The sequence below is a fragment of the Caulobacter sp. 10L414 genome, from assembly GCF_056395525.1.
On record NZ_JBFTJR010000006.1, the window covers coordinates 1 to 19,485 of the forward strand.

The window sequence follows — 19,485 nt, forward strand, 5'->3', positions numbered from 1 at the left end:
TGTCCCGCCTTCCCGAGACCTTCTTGCGGCCCCGCTCGATGCGGTCCTCGCCACGCTTGGGCCGGTACCAAGAGCCCTCCCCATGGCGGGGACGGCTTTGATTATGACCCGGGTTTCAGCGCGTCTGATTGAATTGGCTGAGAAAGTTGCAAGTGGCTGGATTGGTTGGGTTCTTTTCGGCGAACGCCGGGGATCCACGCTGCTCTATCCCCGTCCGGCTCCTGTTCCTTCTCCCTGGAGGGAGAAGGTAGCCTGCGAAGCAGGTCGGATKAGGGGTTAGGGACGGTCGACGGCGTGCCGGCACGCCAGCTGACACCGTAACCCCTCACCCTCCCTCTCCCCTCCGGGAGAGGGGCTTATGGGGGCTTATGGGGGCTTAGCTGGTCGGGCCTTGCGGCGTCGTGGGCTGGGTCGGTTGCGGGGCGGCGGGGACGGGGGTGATGGGGTAGGCGGGCTTGCGCTTGCCCTTGGCGGCTTCGGGCGCAGGCGCGGGCGCGGCGGCGGCCGGCGGGGCGTGGACGTCGGGGATCGGCTCGACGGTGGGGCCGACGACCGAGGGCTTGGGCTTGGGCGGGGGAGGCGGCGGCTCGTCCTTGCCGCCCATGAACGGGAAGCGACGCTTCTTGGCCGGTTCGGGCTGGGGCTCGCCGCGGTGCTGGGGCGTGGCCGGGGGCATGCAGCCGCGCGCCTCGCCCAGGCCCTTCAGATAGGCGCGGCGCACGGCGCCGGCGGCCATGGCCGACTGCACGAGGCGGTCGTGCTTCTCGGCGCCCGACAGCTTGCGGACCCAGCCGCGCATGGGGATCAGGTCCTGGGCCGCGCTGGCCATGGCCCCGAGGGCGGCGTCGCCGGCCGCCTTGCGGCCGCGGTCCATCAGGTCTTCGTCCTCGCCCGGCGGCACCTGGTCGAGATCGATCCCCAGCGCCGCGTCGAGCGGCTTCACCAGGGCGGTCAGCTGGCCGCAGCTGGAGGGCTGGGGGCGGGCGTAGGGATCCTGCATGGCCTCCAGCAGCACGGGCGGGATCTTGGTGCGCATCAGGTTGACGTCGCGCAGCGGCGCGGTGACCGCGCCCGACAGGCCGTCCTTGTTGGCCTCCGAGGTGGTCTGGATCTTGTCTGGAGAGTCGACCTCGGCCGGAGCCTTGGAAACCTCGGGCTCGGGCTGGCGCGTGCTCGCGCAGGCGGCCAGCAGGGGGAGCGCGACGGCGAGGAGAAGCAGGCTTCGCATGACTTGACCCTAACGCGCGACGAGCCGTGTCGTCATCCGCCGTGAAACATGAAAGCGAGCTTGCGACGCAGACGTGGCCCGACTATGTTCCGCGCCGCTTCCACGGCCTACCTCCGTGTCGACAGCGGGCCGGTAGCTCAGTGGTAGAGCATTCGACTTTTAATCGAATGGTCCTGGGTTCGAGTCCCAGCCGGCCTACCAACTTTCCTTTGAAGAATAACGACTTAGCGGATCGCCCCGACGGGGCGTCCGCCGAGGCGACGCATCATCGGGAACGGCGCGCGCCTGGTCCGAAGCCCGGTTCGGGGACGGTCGGGGATCGAATCGCCGAATCCGCCGCCGGGCGTCGCGGGCCGTGCGGCGCCGCCGTCCCGGAGAGTCTTCGTTTAGGTTTCACATCGGATACATTGCAAAATATCCGGTTTCGAGGTCGGGCTTCGATGGTAATCTGCAACCAATGATGCAGCCTTGGATCGAAACCGAGAATCTGAAGGCGTACTTCCGGTTGGGAAGTGCGCCCTACGCCCTCATTACCTTCAATAGTCTCGGATTTCGGCCCGACGAAGAAGACTTCTGGGCCTCGCCGGTCGTGCGCAAGCTGGACATCGGCTGCGTCGGCGTGGTCGCCAAGCGGCCCAACTGGTTCCCCGCCAAGGACATCGAGGAGATCGCCAGGCGCGTTCGCGGCGTGCTGTCGGACTATCGGGAGGTGCTGGCCTACGGCAACAGCATGGGCGCGTACGCCGCGCTGGCGCACGGCAAGACGCTGGGCGCCACCACCACCCTGGCGTTCTCGCCGCAGTTCTCGCTGGATCCGGCGCTGGTCCCGCACGACAAGCGCTACCAGGAGTTCTTCCGCCAGGACCTGAACGGCGGCGAGGCCGTGCGAAGCCTGCCGGGGCGCTCGATCATCGTCTACGACCCCTATCAGCCGCTGGATCGCGAGCACGTGGAGCTGATCCGCAAGGTCGGCCGGATCGAAGAGGTGCACGCGCCCTTCATGGACCACGACACGATTCGCATGGTCGCCAGCAGCGAGACGGCCAAGGTGATGTTCCGGGCCGCGCTGGACGGCGACCTGCGGGCGCTGCGCCGGCTGCTCAAGCCGCTTCGCCGCAAGGTGCCGATCTATTATCGCTCGATCGCGTACCGGGGCCTGGTCATCCGCAAGTCGCCGTTCTGGACCTCGGTCGGGCTTCGCAACGGGCTGCAGCTGTTCCCGCAGGACGAAGTGCTGCAGGGCTGGAGCGCGAAGGCGAACTGAGGTTTCGACGCCGGACGTCGCGGATCCTGTAATCCCACAATTCGGGATTGCTTTCTGACATGTGAAATTGCTTGCGCTGCCTCCTGTTCTTCGGGATGGTCCGGCCAAGGACGTCGACCTTCCGGGATCGACGCGTGGCGGTTCGGGAGGTGCGATCATGGACGTCAAGGGCGCGCGACGGCGCGAGGTCCTGGTCGGGATGGTGTCGGCCTCGCTGCTGACGGCCGTTGGAGCACAGGCGCGACAAGTGACGACCCGCAGGTTCGATTTCACCGCCAGGCCGCGCGAGGGCTTCACGCCCGTCGCCGCCGACCGGCTGTACGACGCCGCCCTGGGCTACGGCTTCGAGCCGGGCGAGGGGCGGTCGTTCTCGGTCGCCGCGCCGGAAGGCGACTGGCGCGTGACGCTAGAGGTCGAGGGCGGCGCGGACCTGACCGTGAAGGCCGAATCCCGTCGGCTGATGGCCGAGCAGATCCGCACCAAGGCCAAGGAGCGCCGCGAGGTGACGTTCGTGGTCAATGTCCGCGACGCCTCGCTGCCGCCGCCGCCGAAGAACGCCCCGGGCGGGACCGGCGTGATCCTCAATCCGCGCGAGAAGGGCACGCCCAACTGGGACGACAGGCTGACGGTGGAGTTCTGCGGGCCGGCTCCGAAGGTGGCCCGCATGATCGTCGAGCCCGCCAGCGTGCCGCGCGTCTTCCTGCTGGGCGATTCCACGGTCACCGACCAGCCGTTCGAGCCGGCCGCCGGCTGGGGGCAGATGCTGCCCAGGTTCTTCGCGCCGACCGTGTCGGTGGCCAGCCACGCCGAGTCCGGCGAGACCATGAAGTCGTTCCTGATGGAGCACCGGCTGGACAAGGTGCTGAGCCAGACGCGGGCCGGCGACTTCGCGCTGATCCAGTTCGGCCACAACGACCAGAAGGAAAACTGGCCCCAGACCTATGTGGCCGCCGACAGCACCTATCGCGACTATCTGCGGGCCTATGTCGGCGAGTTCCGGCGCAGGAAGGCCACGCCCGTGCTGGTGACCTCGATGCACCGCCGGCGCTTCGACGGCGAGGGCAGGATCATCAACACCCACGGCGACTATCCGGCCGCGGTGCTGGCGGTGGGCCAGGAACTGGGCGTGCCGGTCATCGACCTGGCCGCGATGAGCCGCGTGTTCTACGAGGCCCTGGGCCCGGCGCAGTCGCCCAAGGCCTTCGCCGACGGCGGCAAGGACATCACCCACCACGACAACTACGGCGCCTATGAGCTGGCCCGCTGCATCGTCGAGGGGATCAGGGCCGGCGTTCCCGAACTGGCGCGCCATCTTTCGGCCGACGCCGGCGCGTTCGATCCGGCCAAGCCGACGCCTCCCGACAGCTTCGTCATGGCTCCCAGCGCGGCCCGCAGCAACGCGGCCCTGCGCGGCAATTGATCCTCCTTGCGAGGTAAGAGGTATCCGATGATCGACCGTCGCTCCCTGCTGGCCCTGGCCGGCGCGACCGCCGCCAGCCCCGCCCTGGCCCAGGCCCCGCAAGGCGCCAGGCCGACGCTGGAGATCCAGCCGATCTGGCCGGGCAAGGCTCCGGGCGGCGAGAAGGTGACGGTCAAGGAGCAGGTGATCCTGCGCACGCCGGGCGGCGATCCCAACGACACGGCCTTCCTCAACATCACCGACCCGGTGCTGATGATGCGCCGGCCGGAAAAGCCCAACGGCGCGGCGATCCTGATGATCCCTGGCGGCGGCTACAAGCGCGTGGCGGTCAGCAAGGCCGGCGGGGCGATCGACAGGTGGATCGCCGACCAGGGCGTGACCGCCTTCGTCATGACCTATCGCCTACCGGCCGACGGCTGGGCGGCGGGACCGGACGTGGCCTTGCAGGACGCCCAGCGGGCGATCCGCATCATCCGCTCGCGCGCGGGCGAGCTGGGCCTTGATCCGGCGCGCGTCGGGGTGATGGGCTTCTCGGCCGGCGGACACCTGGCCGGGCGGCTGGCCACCCAGTTCAAGCGCGACACCTACGCGCCGATCGACGCCCTCGACAAGCTGTCGACCCGGCCGTCGGTGGCGGGGCTGTTCTATCCGGTGGTGACCATGCAGGCGCCGTTCGCGCACGGCGCCTCGATGCGGGAACTGCTGGCCGGCGACGCCTCCGAAGCGCGCCGCAAGGCCGCGTCGCTGGAGCTGGACGTGCCGGCCGACACCCCGCCGACCTTCATCGCCACCGCCGCCGACGACAAGGTGGTGCCGGCCGACAATTCCCTGCTGCTGTACTCGGCGCTGCGCGCGGCCGGCGTGCCCAGCGAGCTGCACATGTTCGAGAAGGGCGGCCACGGCTTCGGCGTGACCGGTCCGCAGGGCATGGACATGGGCTGGCCGCAGCTGCTGCCGCCGTTCCTGCGCCGCCACGGCCTCTACGCGTGAGCCAGGTCTTCGACGTCCGGTCCTTCGGGGCCATGGGCGACGGCGAGACGCTGGACACCGACGCGATCAACGCCGCCGTCCAGGCCGCCCGCGCGGCCGGCGGCGGGACCGTGCGGCTGCCGGCGGGGCGCTATCTCTGCTTTTCGATTCGGCTGGCCGGCGGCGTGCGGCTGAAGCTGGAGGAGGGCTGCGTGCTGGTCGCCGCCGATCCGGCCCGGCACGGCGGCGCCTACGATCCGCCGGAAGAGAACCCGCACGACCTCTACCAGGACTTCGGGCACAGCCACTGGCGCAACAGCCTGCTCTGGGGCGAAGACCTGGAGGACGTGGCCATCGAAGGCCCCGGCCGCATCGACGGCGAGGGCCTGACCCGCGAGGGGCCGGGCTCGCGCTGGCGCCGGCAGGCGGGCGAGTTTCCGCTGAGCATGGTGGGCCTGTCGGCCGAGGCCATGGCCGAGCTCGTGCCCGAACGGGCGGCGATGATCGGCCAGGGCAACAAGGCGATCGGGCTCAAGCGCTGCCGGAACGTGCGGCTGTCGGGCTTCACGCTGGTGCGCGGCGGGCACTTCGCGGTGCTGGCCACCGGCTGCGAGGACCTGGTCATCGAGAACCTGTTGGTCGACACCAACCGCGACGGCCTGGACATCGACGGCTGCTCGCGCGTGCGCATCAGCGACTGCCGGGTCAACACCCCCAACGACGACGCGATCGTGCTGAAGGCCTCGATGGCGCTGGGCGCGGCGCTGCCCACGCAGGACGTCGAGATCACCCGCTGCCACGTCTCGGGCTTCGATCCGGGCACGGTGCTGGACGGCACGCTGGGGCGCGAGCAGCAGATCTCGCCCGACCAGGATCGGGTGACCGGCCGCATCAAGATCGGCACCGAGAGCAACGGCGACTTCCGGCGGATCCGCATCACGGACTGCGTTCTGGAGCGCTCGCGCGGGCTGGCGCTAGAGACCGTCGACGGCGGGACCATCGAGGACGTCGAGATCGACAACGTGCGGCTGGTCGAGATGACCAGCGCGCCGCTGTTCCTGCGGCTGGGCGCGCGGCTGCGCGGCCCGGAGGGGACGCGGCCGGGCGCGCTGCGCCGGGTGAGCGTGCGCAACCTGTCGGGCGAGACGGCGAAGGCCGACCTGCCGGTGATCCTGGCGGGCCTGGCCGAGCATCCGATCGAGGACGTGCGGCTGGAGAACCTGACCCTCAGCTTCCTGGGCGGGGCGGGGGAGGCGGGCGTCGAGCCGGCGCAGCTGGAGGACGCCTATCCCGAGCCGCGGATGTTCGGCGATCCCCCGGCCTGGGGCCTGTGGGCGCGGCACGTGCGGGGGCTGGTGATCGAGGGCCTGGCGCTGAGCGGCGGCGCTGACGCCCGGGCGGCAGTGCGGATCGACGGCGAGGACATGGCGGCCCAGCGTTTCGTCAGGCGGTAGCCCGGCGCCGCCCCTCGGGGCGGGGCCTACAGTGCGGCTTAGCGTCGCGCAGGTAGATTTGATGACCCATGCGCGTCGATTTTAGCACCTTCGCTTCCTAGATGAGCGAAAAGGAACGGGATCGAGCCGTTTCGATCCGGCGTGACGTCGACCCTGGGGCCATGTTTCTAGCCACGTTCCTGAGAACCGTTGCGACTGTCGTGCTGGCCGCGCTGATGGCGGTGACGACGGACTACTGCGTCAACATCCTGATCCTGAAGCGCGCCGAGGTGTTCACGCCGTGGATGACGATGGTCATCGTCGTCATCGTGGGCGGGCCGCTGTTCTATGTCCTGCACAGCCAGCGGCTGAACCTGAAGGCCGCCAAGCTTGACCTCTCGCAGAGCCTGAAGATCCAGCGCCAGACGGCCGAGGAGGCCGAGCGCCGCCGCCGCGAGGCCGAGCGGACCCTGTCGCGCCTGCGCGAGCACGAGTCGCTGTACCGGATCCTGGCCAACAACCTGACCGACGCCCTGTCGATGTGGTGGCCCGATGGGCGCAGGCGCTACAACTCGCCCGCCATCGAGCGGCTGACGGGCTACACCCCCGCCGAGTTCCTGGTCGCGCCCAACCTGCTTGGGGTCAGCGAGGAGGACGGCGCCCAGGCCGTGGCGGCCATCCGCACGCTGCAGACGCCCAGCGACAGCAGCACGCTGGAGTACCAGTTCCGCCGCAAGGACGGCCAGACGATCTGGATCGAGAGCACCTATTCGCTGGTGCCCAAGGAGGAGGGCGGCGGCTTCATCGCCACCAGCCGCGACATCACCGAGCGCAAGCGCCTGGCGCAGGAGCTGGCCACGGCCGCGCACCAGGCCCAGGCGGCCGCGGCGGCCAAGGCCGACTTCCTGGCCAACATGACCCACGAGCTGCGTACGCCGCTGACGGCGATCATCGGCTTTTCAGGCCTGCTGCGGCAGTCGTCAGCCCTGGACGAGACCGACGCGCGGCAGGTGCGCCTGATCCACGAGGCCAGCAACACCCTGCTGGGCGTCATCAACGACGTGCTGGATTTCTCGCGCCTGGAGGCCGGGCTGGAGCTGGACGCCGAGCCGTTCAAGCCCTGCGAGATCGCCCGTTCGGCCGCGGCCCTGATCGAGAGCCAGGCCCAGGCCAAGGGCCTGCCGGTGCTGATCGAGTTCGGCCCGGGCCTCAAGCCGCTGCTGGGCGACTCCGCGCGGCTGAACCAGGTGCTGCTGAACTTCCTGTCCAACGCGGTGAAGTTCACCAGCGAGGGGCAGATCGTCATCAGCGTGAACCAGGAGAGCTCGGCCCTGGGCCAGCGCCTGCGGATGGCGGTGCGCGACAGCGGCATCGGCCTGCCCGACGACATGCACGAGGCGGTGTTCGAGCGCTTCATCCAGGCCGACGCCGGGGTCTCGCGCCGGTTCGGCGGCACGGGCCTGGGCCTGGCGATCTGCAAGCGGATCATCGAGGCCATGGGCGGCCAGATCGGCGTCGACAGCGTCGCCGGCCAGGGCTCGACCTTCTGGTTCGAGGTCGAGCTGCCGGTGACCGAGACGGTGGCCAACGACCTGCCCCCCGCGCCGCAGCCGGCGGCGCTGGACCGGCCCGTGCGGCTGCTGCTGGTCGAGGACAACGCGGCCAACCGCGAACTGATCGGCGCGCTGCTGGCGCCGTTCGACGTCGAGGTGGAGACGGCCGTGGACGGGGTGGCGGCGGTCGACGCCTTCAAGGCCGGCAAGGCCTACGACCTCGTCCTCATGGACGTGCAGATGCCGGTGATGGACGGCCTGACGGCCACCCGCCGCATCCGGGCGCTGGAGCCGATCGGCCTGCGCACCCCGATCGTGGCCATGACCGCCAACGTGCTGCCCGAGCAGGTGGCCACCTGCATGGCGGCCGGCATGGACGACCACCTGGGCAAGCCGATCAATCCCTCGCGGCTGCTGGAGATGGTGGCGCGGTGGGGGCAGGCCGAGGCGGCCTGACAGACCCTCTCCCCGAAGGGGGAGGGTCTTGGGTCTCGTCCTTCTTCCCTTGCGGGAGAAGGTGTCGACGTAGTCGACGGATGAGGGGTTGCACGAACGAAAACGCCGCGACGGCCGATCGGCTGTCGCGGCGTTTGGCTTCTGGGAGACCCCTCATCCGACCTCCCTTTCGGGAGGCCGCCCTCTCCCGCAAGGGGAGAGGGATCAGTCTCAGTTGATGTCGGGGATCTGGTCGCTGCCGACCGGGGGGCTGGCCTTTTCGCCGCGGCCCCAGAGGCGTTCGTACTTCCAGCCGGTGAGATCCTCGACGATGGCCTTGGACTCGGGGGTCTCGGCTTCGGTCGCGCCGGCGCGCAGGCGTTCGACCTCGTGGACCAGGACCTCGTGGGTCTTGGCGTTGAGGCGGAACTTCCACGAGATGATCATGCCGGTGACCATCACCAGGATCGGGCCGCCGACCATGATCAGCACCAGGGTGTGAATGGCCTGGGGCGTCTGCTGGACCACCTGGCCCTTGCCGCCCGAGACGAAGCCGCCCAGGCCCAGGAGGGTGGTGGTCAGCAGGATGGCGCCCGACTGGGCGATCTTGCGCACGAAGGTCATGACGCCGGCGAAGATGCCCTCGCGGCGCTGGCCGGTGACGGCCTCGTCGACGTCGGGCAGGTAGTTGTAGACGCCCCAGGGCACGAAGTTCAGCGTGCCGCGGCCCAGGCCCGCCAGGATGATCGGCAGGAACAGCCAGAACAGGACCGTGGGGTTGAAGCCCGAACCGGCGGCGTTGAAGATGTTGCCGTGCAGGCCCTCGACGCCCGCGGCGAAGCCGGCCGGCTTGACGAGGTAGAAGCCCAGGAACAGCAGCAGGGCCGCGCCGACGAAGGTGATGGCCATGCGGTAGGCGGCCGTCGGACCGGTCTTGATGATCACGCGGATGGCGATCATCACCGAGATCAGCTGGGCGAAGTACATCATCGTCATCGCCTGGGAGATCACCAGGGTCGAGCCGACCATCACCGTGGCCACGAACAGCGGGAAGGCGGTGTTGAAGATGTCCTGGCTGATGTAGCCGCCCAGATAGAGCGACAGGTGCTGGCGGAAGGCCTTCAGCTTCAGGGTCGAGAACAGGTCGCGGAACATGTTGACCGGGATCAGCGCCGCCTTGCCCCAGTCCATGGCCTCGGGCTGGATCAGCTTTTCGTCTTCGGTGTAGGGGCGCTCCCAGGTGAACAGCACCACCAGCACCACGACCAGGCTGAACAGGCCGCCGAAGATGGCCGCCATGATCAGGAAGGTGTTGGAGCTGTCCTTGCCGCCGAAGTTGTTGATGATCAGCGTGGGCAAGTACGAGGCCAGGATCGCCGAGCTTTGGGCGATCAGCATGCGCGCGCCCGCGAACTTGGCCTTCTCCTTGTAATCCTTCGTCATTTCCGCCGCGAGGGTTTCCCACGGGATCAGGAACATCGTGTAGACGAACTCGAAGAAGATGAACGTCACCAGGTAGTAGGTGAAGGTCTGGCCCGACACGAAGATCAGGGCGAAGCTGGGCAGCAGCGGGATGGTCAGCAGCAGGAAGATCTTCCGCCGCCCGACCTTACGGCCGATCCAGGTGTGGCGCAGGTTGTCGGAGATGTAGCCGATCAGCGGGCAGGTGATCGCCTCGAGCAGGCGCGGCAGGCCCAGGATCATGCCGGTTTCGATCGGCGTGAGCCCGCAGAAGGTGATGAAGAAGTAGGCCAGCCAGCCGGTGATCACGGCTTGCGCGCCGGCCCCCAGCATGTCGCCGGAGCCCCAGCCCCAATAGTTGATCCAGGACGGTTTGCGGGCGTCTGGCGTGGCCATGTGCGTCTCATTCCCAAGGTATTCGAAAAGGCCTCTGACGGGCCTTAGGCGTTGAACCGTTCCCTTTTCCGATCATCCCCGCGAAGGCGGGGATCCAAGCTGCGTTTCCAGGGCTTGCCCGGTTGGCTCGGCTTGGGTCCCCGCCTTCGCGGGGACACACGGTGGTTGGGAACGGCTCAGAAGTATTCAGCCCTAGATGAAGGCGCGCTGGAACTCGCCCAGCGCCAGCATGGCCAGCGACTGGCCGTACGGCATTGAGGTCAGCGGGATGTCCTTGTAGCCCTGGATCGTGTCGAACACCGGGGTGCCGAACGAGACCTGCTGCAGTTCGCCGGCGTCGTCGATGTTGGCCAGCACGCCCTTGATGGCGCGGATGGCGACGGCTTCGTATTCCTTGCCGATGTAGCGCTTGCGGACGGCCTTGAGGACGCCGTAGGCGAAGCCGGCGGTGGCCGAGGCTTCAAGGTACGAGGTCTTGTCGTTGATGATCGTGTGCCACAGGCCCGTCTCTTGGTCCTGGTACTCGGTCAGGGCCTTGATCTGGGCTTCCAGCGCGTCGATCAGGAAGGCGCGCAGGCCGTCGCCCGGCTTCAGGTCGAGCAGCTCGATGAATTCCGGGATGGCGATCGTCACCCAGCAGTTCCCGCGGGCCCACAGGGCGTCGGCGAAGTTGTGACGGCCCTCGAAGGTCCAGCCGTGGAACCACAGGCCGGTCTTGCGGTCGGCCAGGTACTTGATGTGGACCATGAACTGGCGCTTGGCCTCCTCGACGAAGTCGGGGCGGTCGAGCAGCAGGCCGATCTTGGCCAGCGGCAGCACGCTCATCATCAGCGTGTCGTCCCACAGCTGCTGCGGGTTCTCGCTGTTGAACACGATATGCTGGAAGCCGCCTTCCTCGGTGCGCGGACCCTCGTACATGACGTAGTCGGCCCAGGTCTCGAGATAGGGGATGTAGGTGTGGTCGCCGGTGGCCTCGTAGAGGTAGGCCAGGGTCAGGAACGGCGAGACCGTGTTGATGTTCTTGGTCGGGGTGCCGGCCTYGAAGCGGTCGGCGAACCACTTGGTCATGATGTCGAAGGCGCGCTCGTCGCCGTACATCTCGTACTGCTTCCACAGGCCGTAGAGGCCCACGCCGTGGGTCCATTCCCAGTCGTTCCAGCCCTTGGTGTCGATGACGCGGCCGTCGTCGAGGCGCAGCAGGAACTCGCCCGTCTCGTCGGTGATGTCGACGAGGTTGCTGATCAGAAGGGCGATCTTGGCCTTGACGTCCTTGGCCTCGATGCCGTGAGCGAGATTGGGCACGGTAGTCTCCTAAAGGTAAGTTCGGGGTAGGCGGGGGCCTACTGCTTGTAGTTCGGCGCGGGGACGCGGGCGACGGGGACGCCGCCTTCCACGTTGCGCAGCACTTCCAGTTTGACCGCTTCCAGGGCGTCGCCGTGGGCGCCGTCGCTGGTCACGGCCAGGGCGATGGTGTTCTTGCCGTGCGGATCGACGATGCCGTTGGGCAGCACGAAGGTCCGCTGGGGGCCGACGTGGGCGATGAACTGGCCCATGTTCCAGCCGTTGACGAAGATCAGCACGCGGTAGCGGCCGGGCGAGCGCGGGGTCTTCGGATCGCCGATCGTCAGGCCCAGCGTCACGTCCTGGTCCTTGGGCAGGGCCAGGTCGAAGTTGGTGCGGTACCAGGTGGTGCCGGCATAGGGCTGAGTGGCGCCCATGTCGGCCTTGGTCCAGCCCTGGTCGGGGAAGCCCGGCAGGTGCCAGCCGTTGCGTTCGCCGTACTGGCCGCCTTCGTTCATCGGGCCGCGCACCGGATCGGCGATGTCCTCGCCGCCCTTGTTGCCCTGGATCTTCCAGCTGATCGGCACGGCGAAGCTGTAGCTCGTCGGGCTCGACAGCGAGGCCGAGACCAGGCCGCGGGCTTCCTTGTGGAAGTCGTCGGCGTCCAGGTCCCAGTTATGGCCGTTGTTGCGGACCATCACCGACAGCACATGCTCGCCGTCGCCGCGCAGGTCTTCCGGCAGCTTGAAGGTCGCCACGCCCGTGGTGATCGGGCGGGGCAGGCCGCCGTCCAGCTCGTGCTGGCCCAGGAACTTGCCGTCCAGCCAGACCTGCAGCATGCCGGCGCCGCCGGCGCCGTAGTGCAGGGTCAGGGTGTCGATGTCGGCGCGGCCCTTGTAGCGGCCGCGATACCAGACGTCGCCGTGGTGGAAGCCGTGGGTGCTCATGTCGAGCGCCGGCTGGCCCGTCGGCGGACGCACGGTGGAGCCGCCGCGCTTGCCTTCGGCCTTGGCCCAGGCGCTGTCGTCGAACGCCGGATCCGACTCCGGCGAGCCGGCGGCGGTCTTCCAGTCGAGCTTGGCGAGGTCGGGCACGGTGACGGCGGTCGGGCCGGCCAGCGACTTGGACGCCAGCAGCGAGCCCGACGTCGTGGCCTTGGCGGCGACGGCGGCGCCGTTCCAGCGGACGGTCTTGACGCCCTTGGGGGCGAAGACTTCGAGCGGGCTTTCGGTTTCGGTGTCGCCGGTCAGCGACAGGACCGCGCCCTTGACGCTGGCCGAGCGGACGAGGCCGGGGCCGCGTTGCAGGGTGGGGCCGGCGGCGGTGTCCTGGCGCCAGAAGGTCTGACCCGTGGCCTCGTCGGCCAGCAGCAGCACGAGCGGCGGACGGCCGCCGCCGGTGATGCGCACGCGGGCCAGGCCCGTGTGAGTGTAGGAGAGCTTCAGGTCGCCCTTGGCGGCGTCGAAGCTCGACGAGACCTGGCCTTCCAGCACCTCGACCTTGGGGGCCTCGGCGTAGCGCAGGACGGTTTCGCCGGCCTCGCCGGCGCGGCCGTACATCAAGGCCAGGTCCCCGCCGTTCCAGGGCAGGTGGGTTTGGATCTCGGACGTCGAATAGACGAGACGCTGGCCGCCCAGGTCGTAGCTGGCCATCAGCATCTTGCTGTCCTGGCCCTTGATCCGCGAGGGGACCACGTACTCGCCGTCGCGGGTCTTGACCTTGAAGGTGAAGGCCTCGTCGCCGGTGGCGCTGCTGGGGTTGTGGATCACCACATAGAGGTGGCTGCCGGTCTCGGCGTTGACGTTGTGATAGACGCGGACCTTGTCGTTCGAGGGAACGACGGCCTCGCCCTTGTCCATGCGGGTCAGGTCCGGAACGGCGTTCAGGAACTGGCCCATCTGCTTCATGACGCGGGCCTTGTCGCGCAGGCCGCGGGCCTCGTCGATGGCCGAGCCGTAGTCGTAGGAGCTGAACACCACCGGGGCCGGCGACCAGCCCCACGAGGTGCCGCCATAGGTCATGTAGAAGCTCTGGATCGTCAGGCCGTTGGCGATGTTGGTTCCGTAGAACACCCGCTGGTAGCCGACGCCGCGATGGATGGCGGTGCAGTCGTAGTCGCCGTTGCTGCCCCAGTAGTCGAACCAGCCGCCGCCGAACTCGGCCGCGAAGCCGGGCGTGTTGGGGCTGGCCGAAGCGCCGCCCTTGGCCCCGCCGGCGCCGTAGAGGCCCCAGTCGGGCGCCACGCCGGGCGAGGAGGGGGTCGAGTCGACCTTGCACGATCCGCCCGGATAGCCGTCGAAGGCGTAGAGGTCGGTCGGGCCTTCGACCGCGCCGGGCACGTTGGAGCCCTTGGGCACCCAGTAGCCGTTGCGGCCCTTGTCGTTGTGGAACAGCGGGACGGTGATGCCATCCGCGCGGGCCTTGTCGGCCAGCCACTGCATGTAGCGCTGCTGCGGGGCGCCGACGACGTCGAGCTCGTTCTCGATCTGGTGGGCGATGACCGTGCCCTGGCCGGTGGTCAGCTGGTGGCGGGCGATGACCTTGTTGATCTGGCTCAGCCACTCGTCGGCGGCCTGGATGTATTCCGGCGCGTCGGTGCGGGCGCGGGCCTGCTGGTTGACCAGGTGGCCCGGGAAGCCGCCGCGCGTCAGCTCGGCGTTCACGTACGGCCCGGCGCGGGTGATGACGTAGAGGCCTTCTTCCTTGGCCATGGTCAGCACGCGATCCATGTCGCGGATGCCCGAGAAGTCGTAGACCCCCTGCTTGGGCGAGTGGTAGCCCCAGTCGATGTAGATCGCGACGGTGTTGTAGCCGCTGGCCTTCATCTTCTGGAGGATGTCGCGCCACAGGTCGGGACTGGGCACGCGGAAGGGGTGGAACTCGCCGCCCCAGGAATAGATGCGATTGCCGTCGACCTTCAGGGAGTACTTGTCCCAGGTGATCTTGTGGGCCTGCGCCGGCTTGGCCGCGACCGCCTGGTCGCCGCCTTCCTTCAGCACCGTGAAGTGGCGGACCGTGCCCGACAGCTCGGGCAGTTCCTTCTTGGGCGTCCAGGTGCGGAAGCCGTCGGTGCTGTCGGAGTACCAGTAGCGCTTGGCCATGTACTCGTCGAAATAGATGCGCCAGGCGCCTTCAGGCGTACGGGTCAGGGCGGGGCCTTCGAGGAACTTGCCCCAGCCGGCCCAGTCGCCGCCGCCCTTGACCTGCCAGGGACCGTCCAGCGACGGGGCGGTCAGGAGCTCGATGAACTTGGTGGTCTCGTTCTTGGCGAAGGCCTGGTACTGCGAGCCCTCGCGCACGACGAAGGCGTCGATGTAGTTGGGGCCCATGCCCGACAGCGGGCGCGGCGCGCTCCAACTGGCGAGGTCGGCGTCCTGGGCCGTGATCCGGTAAGGCTGGAACTGGCCGGCGATGCCGGTGGTCGAGACCGACAGGATCAGGTGCTCGGAGCCGTCGGCGTCGACGAACCACTCCGGCGCCCAGGTGTTGGTCGAGCCGGGCACGTCGACGGTGACGTCGCGCAGGAAGGTCCAGTCGACCAGGTCCTTGCTGCGGGCCAGGCCGATCGTGTTTCCGGTCCAGCCGGTGGTGTAGGCGACGTAGTAGTAGCCGTCCTTGCGCTTGATGACGCTGGGGTCGCGGATCAGCCCCTTGGGCGGGGTGTAGGCCAGCGGCTTCTGCAGGGTGAAGCGCGAGCCGTCGGCCGAGTCGTACACGCTCATGTTCGACTGGCTGGCGTTGGTGAACGCCGTCATGACGTAGCGCGTCGGCTCAGCCAGCGCGGTGGTGGCGAGCAGGGCGGCGGCGAGGCCGAGCAGGGCGGGACGCTTCATCATCACTGGCTCAGCCCTCGAAGTAGAAGACGGGCTTGAGCGGCCATTCGACCGGCTTGTTGTCCGGATGGACGTCCATCAGGTCGGCCATGAAGTCCCACCAGCGCTTCATCACCGGCTGCAGGGGCAGGGCGTCCTTGTTGTTGTCGGGCTTCAGGCGAAGCACGGCGAACAGGCTCATGGTCTCTTCGTCGAGGAAGATCGAATAGTCGTAGATGCCGGCTTCCCGCAGGGCCTGGGCCAGGTCGGGCCACAGCTCGTCGTGACGGCGCTCGTACTCGGCGGCGACACCGGGCTTCAGCTGCATGCGGAAGGCGATCGGGCGGCCTTCGGTCAGCGTGCTCATGGTTTCCTCCTGGCGTCGTTTCTTGGTTTTCAGGCGATGCGGTAGACGGCGGCGGCCGTGCCGGCGAACAGGCGCTGGCGCTCGGCGTCGCTGAACCCGGCCGTGACGGCGTCGTAGGCGCTGTAGAAGGCGTCGAACGAGCCGTGCACCTTCTCGACCGGGAAGTTGCTGGCGAACATGGTGCGCTCGACGCCGAAGGCCTCGATGACCTGCAGGATGAACGGACGCAGGCTGTCCACCGTCCAGGCGCGGTCGACCATGGCCAGGCCCGAGACCTTGCAGGTGACGTTCGGGCGCTGGGCCAGCGCGGCCATGCCCGAGCGCCACAGCGCCAGGCCCGCCTCGTCGCGGTCGGTCGGCATGCCGGCGTGGTTCACCACCAGCGCGATGTCGGGATGGGCGTCGGCCAGGGCCGCGGCGGTTTCCATCTGGGCGGGATAGAGCTGCAGGTCGAACGACAGGCCATGCCTGGCCAGCAGGCCGAAGCCCGCGCGCCACTGGTCGTTGAGCAGCAGGTCGGACGGGCCGTAGGTCTTGGCCGGGTCTTCGTGGAAATTGACGATCTGGCGGATCCCCCGCACGTGCGGCCGCGAGGCGTGCGCCTCCAGCAGGGCCTCGACGTTCGGATCGTCCAGGTTGGCGCCGGCGACGATGGCGCCGATAGGCGCGCCGGCGGCGATCAGGCCTTCCAGCCAGTCGGTCTCGGAAAGCTGCTTGTCGGTGGGCAGGCCGCACTCGACGTGGACCAGGCTTTCGACGCGCCAGGGCAGGGCGTCGGCGGCGTAGTCGGCGGGCAGGTAGTTCTTGCCGGCGATCAGGCTCATGTCGCCCGCCGGGTTACCCGGCAGGGGAACGTCCTGCAGCCAGGAATAGTAGTGCTTGTCGAGATCCCACAGGTGCATGTGGGCGTCGATGATCGGACCCGCGTACGCCATGCCTGTCCCCTTGGGCTCTTGAAGGTCCGGGCCCGCCCGCCCCGAGGGACGGGCGGGCCCGGTCTCAAACTAGAAGGTCGTCCGGCCGCCCGACGTGTCGAACGTCGCGGCGGTGGTGAAGCTGCACTCCTCGCTGGCCATGAAGCAGACCATCGCGGCGCTTTCCTCGACTTCGCCCAGGCGACCCATCGGGATCTTCGAACGCATGTACTCGACCTGGCTGGCGGGCAGCTGTTCCAGGATCGGGCTTTCGAAGGTGGCGGGGGTCAGGCTGTTGGCGATGACGCCCTTGCCGGCCAGTTCCTTGCCCAGCGACTTGGTCAGGCCGATGACCCCGGCCTTCGACGCCGAATAGGCGCTGGCGTTCGGGTTGCCTTCCTTGCCGGCCACCGAGGCAACGTTGACGATGCGGCCGTAGCCGGCCGCCAGCATGTGCGGCACCACCGAACGGCAGCAGTAGAACAGGCCGTTCAGGTTGATGTCGATGACGCGCTTCCAGCTGTCGAGCGGGAACTCGTGCACCGGAACCGTGGCGCCGGTGATGCCGGCCGAGTTCACGAGCACGTCGATCTTGCCCAGGGCGTCGACGCTGGCCGTGGTGGCGGCGGCCACCTGACCTTCGTCGGAGACGTCCAGCGCGACGGTGAAGGTCGCGCCGACTTCCTTGGCGGCGGCTTCCAGCGCGTCGGCGTTGAGGTCCCACAGGGCGACCTTGCCGCCTTCGGCGACGATGCGGCGAGCGGTTTCCTTGCCCAGGCCCGAGGCGCCGCCGGTGATGACGGCGGTGCGGCCCGCGAAACGGTTGGCGTAAACGGTCACGAGACGCCTTCCTTGGTCCAGGCGATGACTTCCTGGCGCTGCGTGCCGAGCTTCTCGATGCCCAGCGTCATGACGTCGCCGGCCTTCAGGAAGATCTTTTCCGGCTTCTGGCCTTCGCCGACGCCCGGAGGGGTGCCCGTGGTCAGGATGTCGCCCGGCTCCAGGGTGACGAAGCGGCTCATGTAGGCGATCAGCTCGGCGACGCCGAAGATCATCGTCTTGCTGTTGCCGGTCTGCATGCGCTTGCCGTTGAGGTCGAGCCACATGTCGAGGTTCTGGCAGTCGCCCACTTCATCGGCGGTGACGACCCACGGGCCCACGGGGCCGAAGGTGTCGCAGCCTTTGCCCTTGTCCCACTGCGAGCCCAGCTCCTTCTGGAAGGCGCGTTCGGAGACGTCGTTCACCAGCACGTAGCCGGCGACGTAGTCCAGGGCTTCGTCCTGCTCGACATAGCGGGCGCGCTTGCCGATCACGACGCCCAGCTCGACTTCCCAATCGCCCTTCTCGGCGCCCTTGGGCAGCATGACCTGGTCGTTCGGGCCGTTGAGGCACGAGATGGCCTTGGTGAAGAAGATCGGCTCGGGCGGAGGCTCCAGGCCCGCTTCCTTGGCGTGGTCGGCGAAGTTCAGGCCGATGGCCAGGAACTTGCCGACATTGGCGATCGGCACGCCGTAGCGCGGCGAGCCTTCGACCACCGGCAGGGTGGTCTCGTCGATGGCGGCGATCTTGGCCAGGCCTTCCGGGGTCAGTTCCGCGCCGGTGATGTCGGACACGTGGCCCGAGAGGTCGCGGATCTTGCCTTCGGAATCCAGCAGGCCGGGCTTTTCGGCGCCCCGCGGGCCGTAACGCAACAGTTTCATGGTCTTCTGGCTCTAGGGGAAAATGGGGGAGGGGGACGCGGCTTACCGCGGGTAGGGACGGTGCAGGCCGACGTCGCGGTTCAGTTCGACGCCGAAGCCGGGCGCGTCGCCGAGCTTGAGCTTGCCGTTGACCGGCACGGGCTCGCCGATCAGCTGCGGATGGAACATCGGCACGACTTCGTCGGCCTTCGGCGCCATCATCAGGAACTCGGCGAACGGGCTGTTATGGCGCGTGATGACGAAGTGGTAGCTGTACACCGACGAGCCGTGCGGGATCATCATCACGCCCTTGCTGTCGGCCAGGTTGGCGATCTTGATCAGCTCGGTGACGCCGCCGCACCAGCCCACGTCCGGCTGGATGATGTCGCAGCATTCCATCTCCAGCAGCATGCGGAAGCCCCAGCGGGTGGCTTCGTGCTCGCCGGTGGTGACCAGCATGCCGGGAGGGGCGTTCTTCTTCAGGTCGCGATAGCCCCAGTAGTCGTCGGGGCTGAGGGCCTCTTCGATCCACTTCAGGCCATACTCGTGGGCCTTGTGGGCCAGCTTGGTGGCGTAGTTCAGGTCCAGCGACATCCAGCAGTCGAACATCAGCCAGAAGTCCTCGCCCACGCGGTTGCGCATGGTCTCGAGTTCCAGGAGGTTCTTGCGCAGGCCCTCTTCACCTTCGGCCGGGCCGTGGTGCAGGGGCATCTTGCCGCCGATGAAGCCCATCTCCTTGGCCAGGTCCGGACGCGCGCCGGTGGCGTAGAAGGTCAGCTCGTCACGGACCTTGCCGCCGAGCAGGGCGTAGACCGGCTCCTGGCGCAGCTTGCCGATCAGGTCGTAGAGGGCCAGGTCGACGCCCGAGATGGCGTTCACCACCAGACCCTTGCGGCCGTAGTACTGGGTGGAGAAGTACATCTGGTCCCAGATCTTCTCGACCTCGGTCGGATCACGACCTTCGAGGAAGCGGGCCAGGTGCTTTTCGACGATGTAGGCGGCCGGTTCGCCGCCGGTGGTCACCGCGAAACCGATCGTGCCGTCGACGGCCTCGATCTCGACGACCAGGGTGCCGAGCACGTTGATGCCGAAGCTCTGGCGGCTCTGGCGGTACTCGGGATAGCGCGACATCGGGGTGGCGATGTGGTCGTCGATCCAGTGGCCTTCGCCCTGGTCGTGATAGTCGGCGCCGCCCCCGCGGACCACATAGGCGCGAACAGCCTTGATCAAGGGAAGCGGCATCTCGTGCTCCAACCATCGCCCGGTCTTCTCG

Annotated in this window: 14 protein-coding genes and 1 tRNA gene; 6 read left to right on the top strand and 9 right to left on the bottom strand. The window is 68.2% G+C overall.

The features are described from left to right. Positions 1–376 precede the first annotated feature (376 nt). Positions 377–1,228, bottom strand: coding sequence for a hypothetical protein (locus tag AC1DCG_RS03395; protein WP_477036660.1), 852 nt, complete (start codon positions 1,226–1,228; stop codon positions 377–379). A 126-nt stretch (positions 1,229–1,354) separates the two neighbouring features. Between AC1DCG_RS03395 and AC1DCG_RS03400 the strand changes: the two genes are divergently transcribed. The 6 genes from AC1DCG_RS03400 (at position 1,355) to AC1DCG_RS03425 (ending at position 8,323) form a co-directional block, all read left to right on the top strand. Beyond that, positions 1,355–1,429 (top strand) — tRNA-Lys (locus tag AC1DCG_RS03400). 256 nt (positions 1,430–1,685) lie between these two features. Continuing rightward, on the top strand, positions 1,686–2,492 hold the full coding sequence (locus AC1DCG_RS03405) for a hypothetical protein (protein ID WP_477029433.1): 807 nt from the start codon (positions 1,686–1,688) through the stop codon (positions 2,490–2,492). 157 nt (positions 2,493–2,649) lie between these two features. Further along, complete coding sequence (locus AC1DCG_RS03410; protein WP_477029434.1) at positions 2,650–3,912, top strand: rhamnogalacturonan acetylesterase; 1,263 nt, start codon at positions 2,650–2,652, stop codon at positions 3,910–3,912. 27 nt (positions 3,913–3,939) lie between these two features. Then, positions 3,940–4,902 carry an alpha/beta hydrolase gene (locus AC1DCG_RS03415; protein ID WP_477029435.1) on the top strand — a complete coding sequence of 321 codons (963 nt, stop codon included), beginning with the start codon at positions 3,940–3,942 and terminating at the stop codon, positions 4,900–4,902. After that, positions 4,899–6,335, top strand: coding sequence for a rhamnogalacturonidase (locus AC1DCG_RS03420; protein ID WP_477029436.1), 1,437 nt, complete (start codon positions 4,899–4,901; stop codon positions 6,333–6,335). Before AC1DCG_RS03415 ends, AC1DCG_RS03420 begins: the two co-directional genes overlap by 4 nt. Before the next feature lie 200 nt (positions 6,336–6,535). After that, a complete protein-coding gene (locus tag AC1DCG_RS03425; RefSeq protein WP_477029437.1) occupies positions 6,536–8,323 on the top strand; it encodes a PAS domain-containing hybrid sensor histidine kinase/response regulator in 1,788 nt (595 codons plus the stop codon). A 210-nt stretch (positions 8,324–8,533) separates the two neighbouring features. On the opposite strand, the gene AC1DCG_RS03430 is transcribed toward AC1DCG_RS03425, so the two are convergent. From AC1DCG_RS03430 to rhmD, 8 genes are all read right to left on the bottom strand, one after another. After that, on the bottom strand, positions 8,534–10,159 hold the full coding sequence (locus tag AC1DCG_RS03430; protein ID WP_477036661.1) for an MFS transporter: 1,626 nt from the start codon (positions 10,157–10,159) through the stop codon (positions 8,534–8,536). Between the two features lie 192 nt (positions 10,160–10,351). After that, on the bottom strand, positions 10,352–11,461 hold the full coding sequence (bglB, locus tag AC1DCG_RS03435; RefSeq protein ID WP_477041379.1) for a beta-galactosidase BglB: 1,110 nt from the start codon (positions 11,459–11,461) through the stop codon (positions 10,352–10,354). Positions 11,462–11,499: 38 nt separating this feature from the next. Further along, positions 11,500–15,276, bottom strand: a complete 3,777-nt coding sequence (locus tag AC1DCG_RS03440; protein WP_477029440.1) for a beta-galactosidase — start codon at positions 15,274–15,276, stop codon at positions 11,500–11,502. 7 nt (positions 15,277–15,283) lie between these two features. Continuing rightward, entirely contained in the window at positions 15,284–15,619 is a 336-nt protein-coding gene (gene rhaM / locus AC1DCG_RS03445) for an L-rhamnose mutarotase (RefSeq protein WP_101717582.1), read from the bottom strand. A gap of 29 nt (positions 15,620–15,648) precedes the next feature. Further along, positions 15,649–16,554, bottom strand: a complete 906-nt coding sequence (locus AC1DCG_RS03450) for an amidohydrolase family protein (protein WP_477029441.1) — start codon at positions 16,552–16,554, stop codon at positions 15,649–15,651. 69 nt (positions 16,555–16,623) lie between these two features. Next, complete coding sequence (locus AC1DCG_RS03455) at positions 16,624–17,373, bottom strand: SDR family NAD(P)-dependent oxidoreductase (RefSeq protein WP_477029442.1); 750 nt, start codon at positions 17,371–17,373, stop codon at positions 16,624–16,626. Beyond that, the gene (locus AC1DCG_RS03460) at positions 17,370–18,233 is read right to left on the bottom strand and encodes a 2,4-didehydro-3-deoxy-L-rhamnonate hydrolase (RefSeq protein ID WP_477029443.1); all 864 of its coding nucleotides are present in this window, start codon (positions 18,231–18,233) and stop codon (positions 17,370–17,372) included. Before AC1DCG_RS03460 ends, AC1DCG_RS03455 begins: the two co-directional genes overlap by 4 nt. Positions 18,234–18,275: 42 nt before the next feature. Next, positions 18,276–19,454, bottom strand: a complete 1,179-nt coding sequence (gene rhmD / locus AC1DCG_RS03465; protein ID WP_165262217.1) for an L-rhamnonate dehydratase — start codon at positions 19,452–19,454, stop codon at positions 18,276–18,278. Between the last annotated feature and the right edge of the window lie 31 nt (positions 19,455–19,485).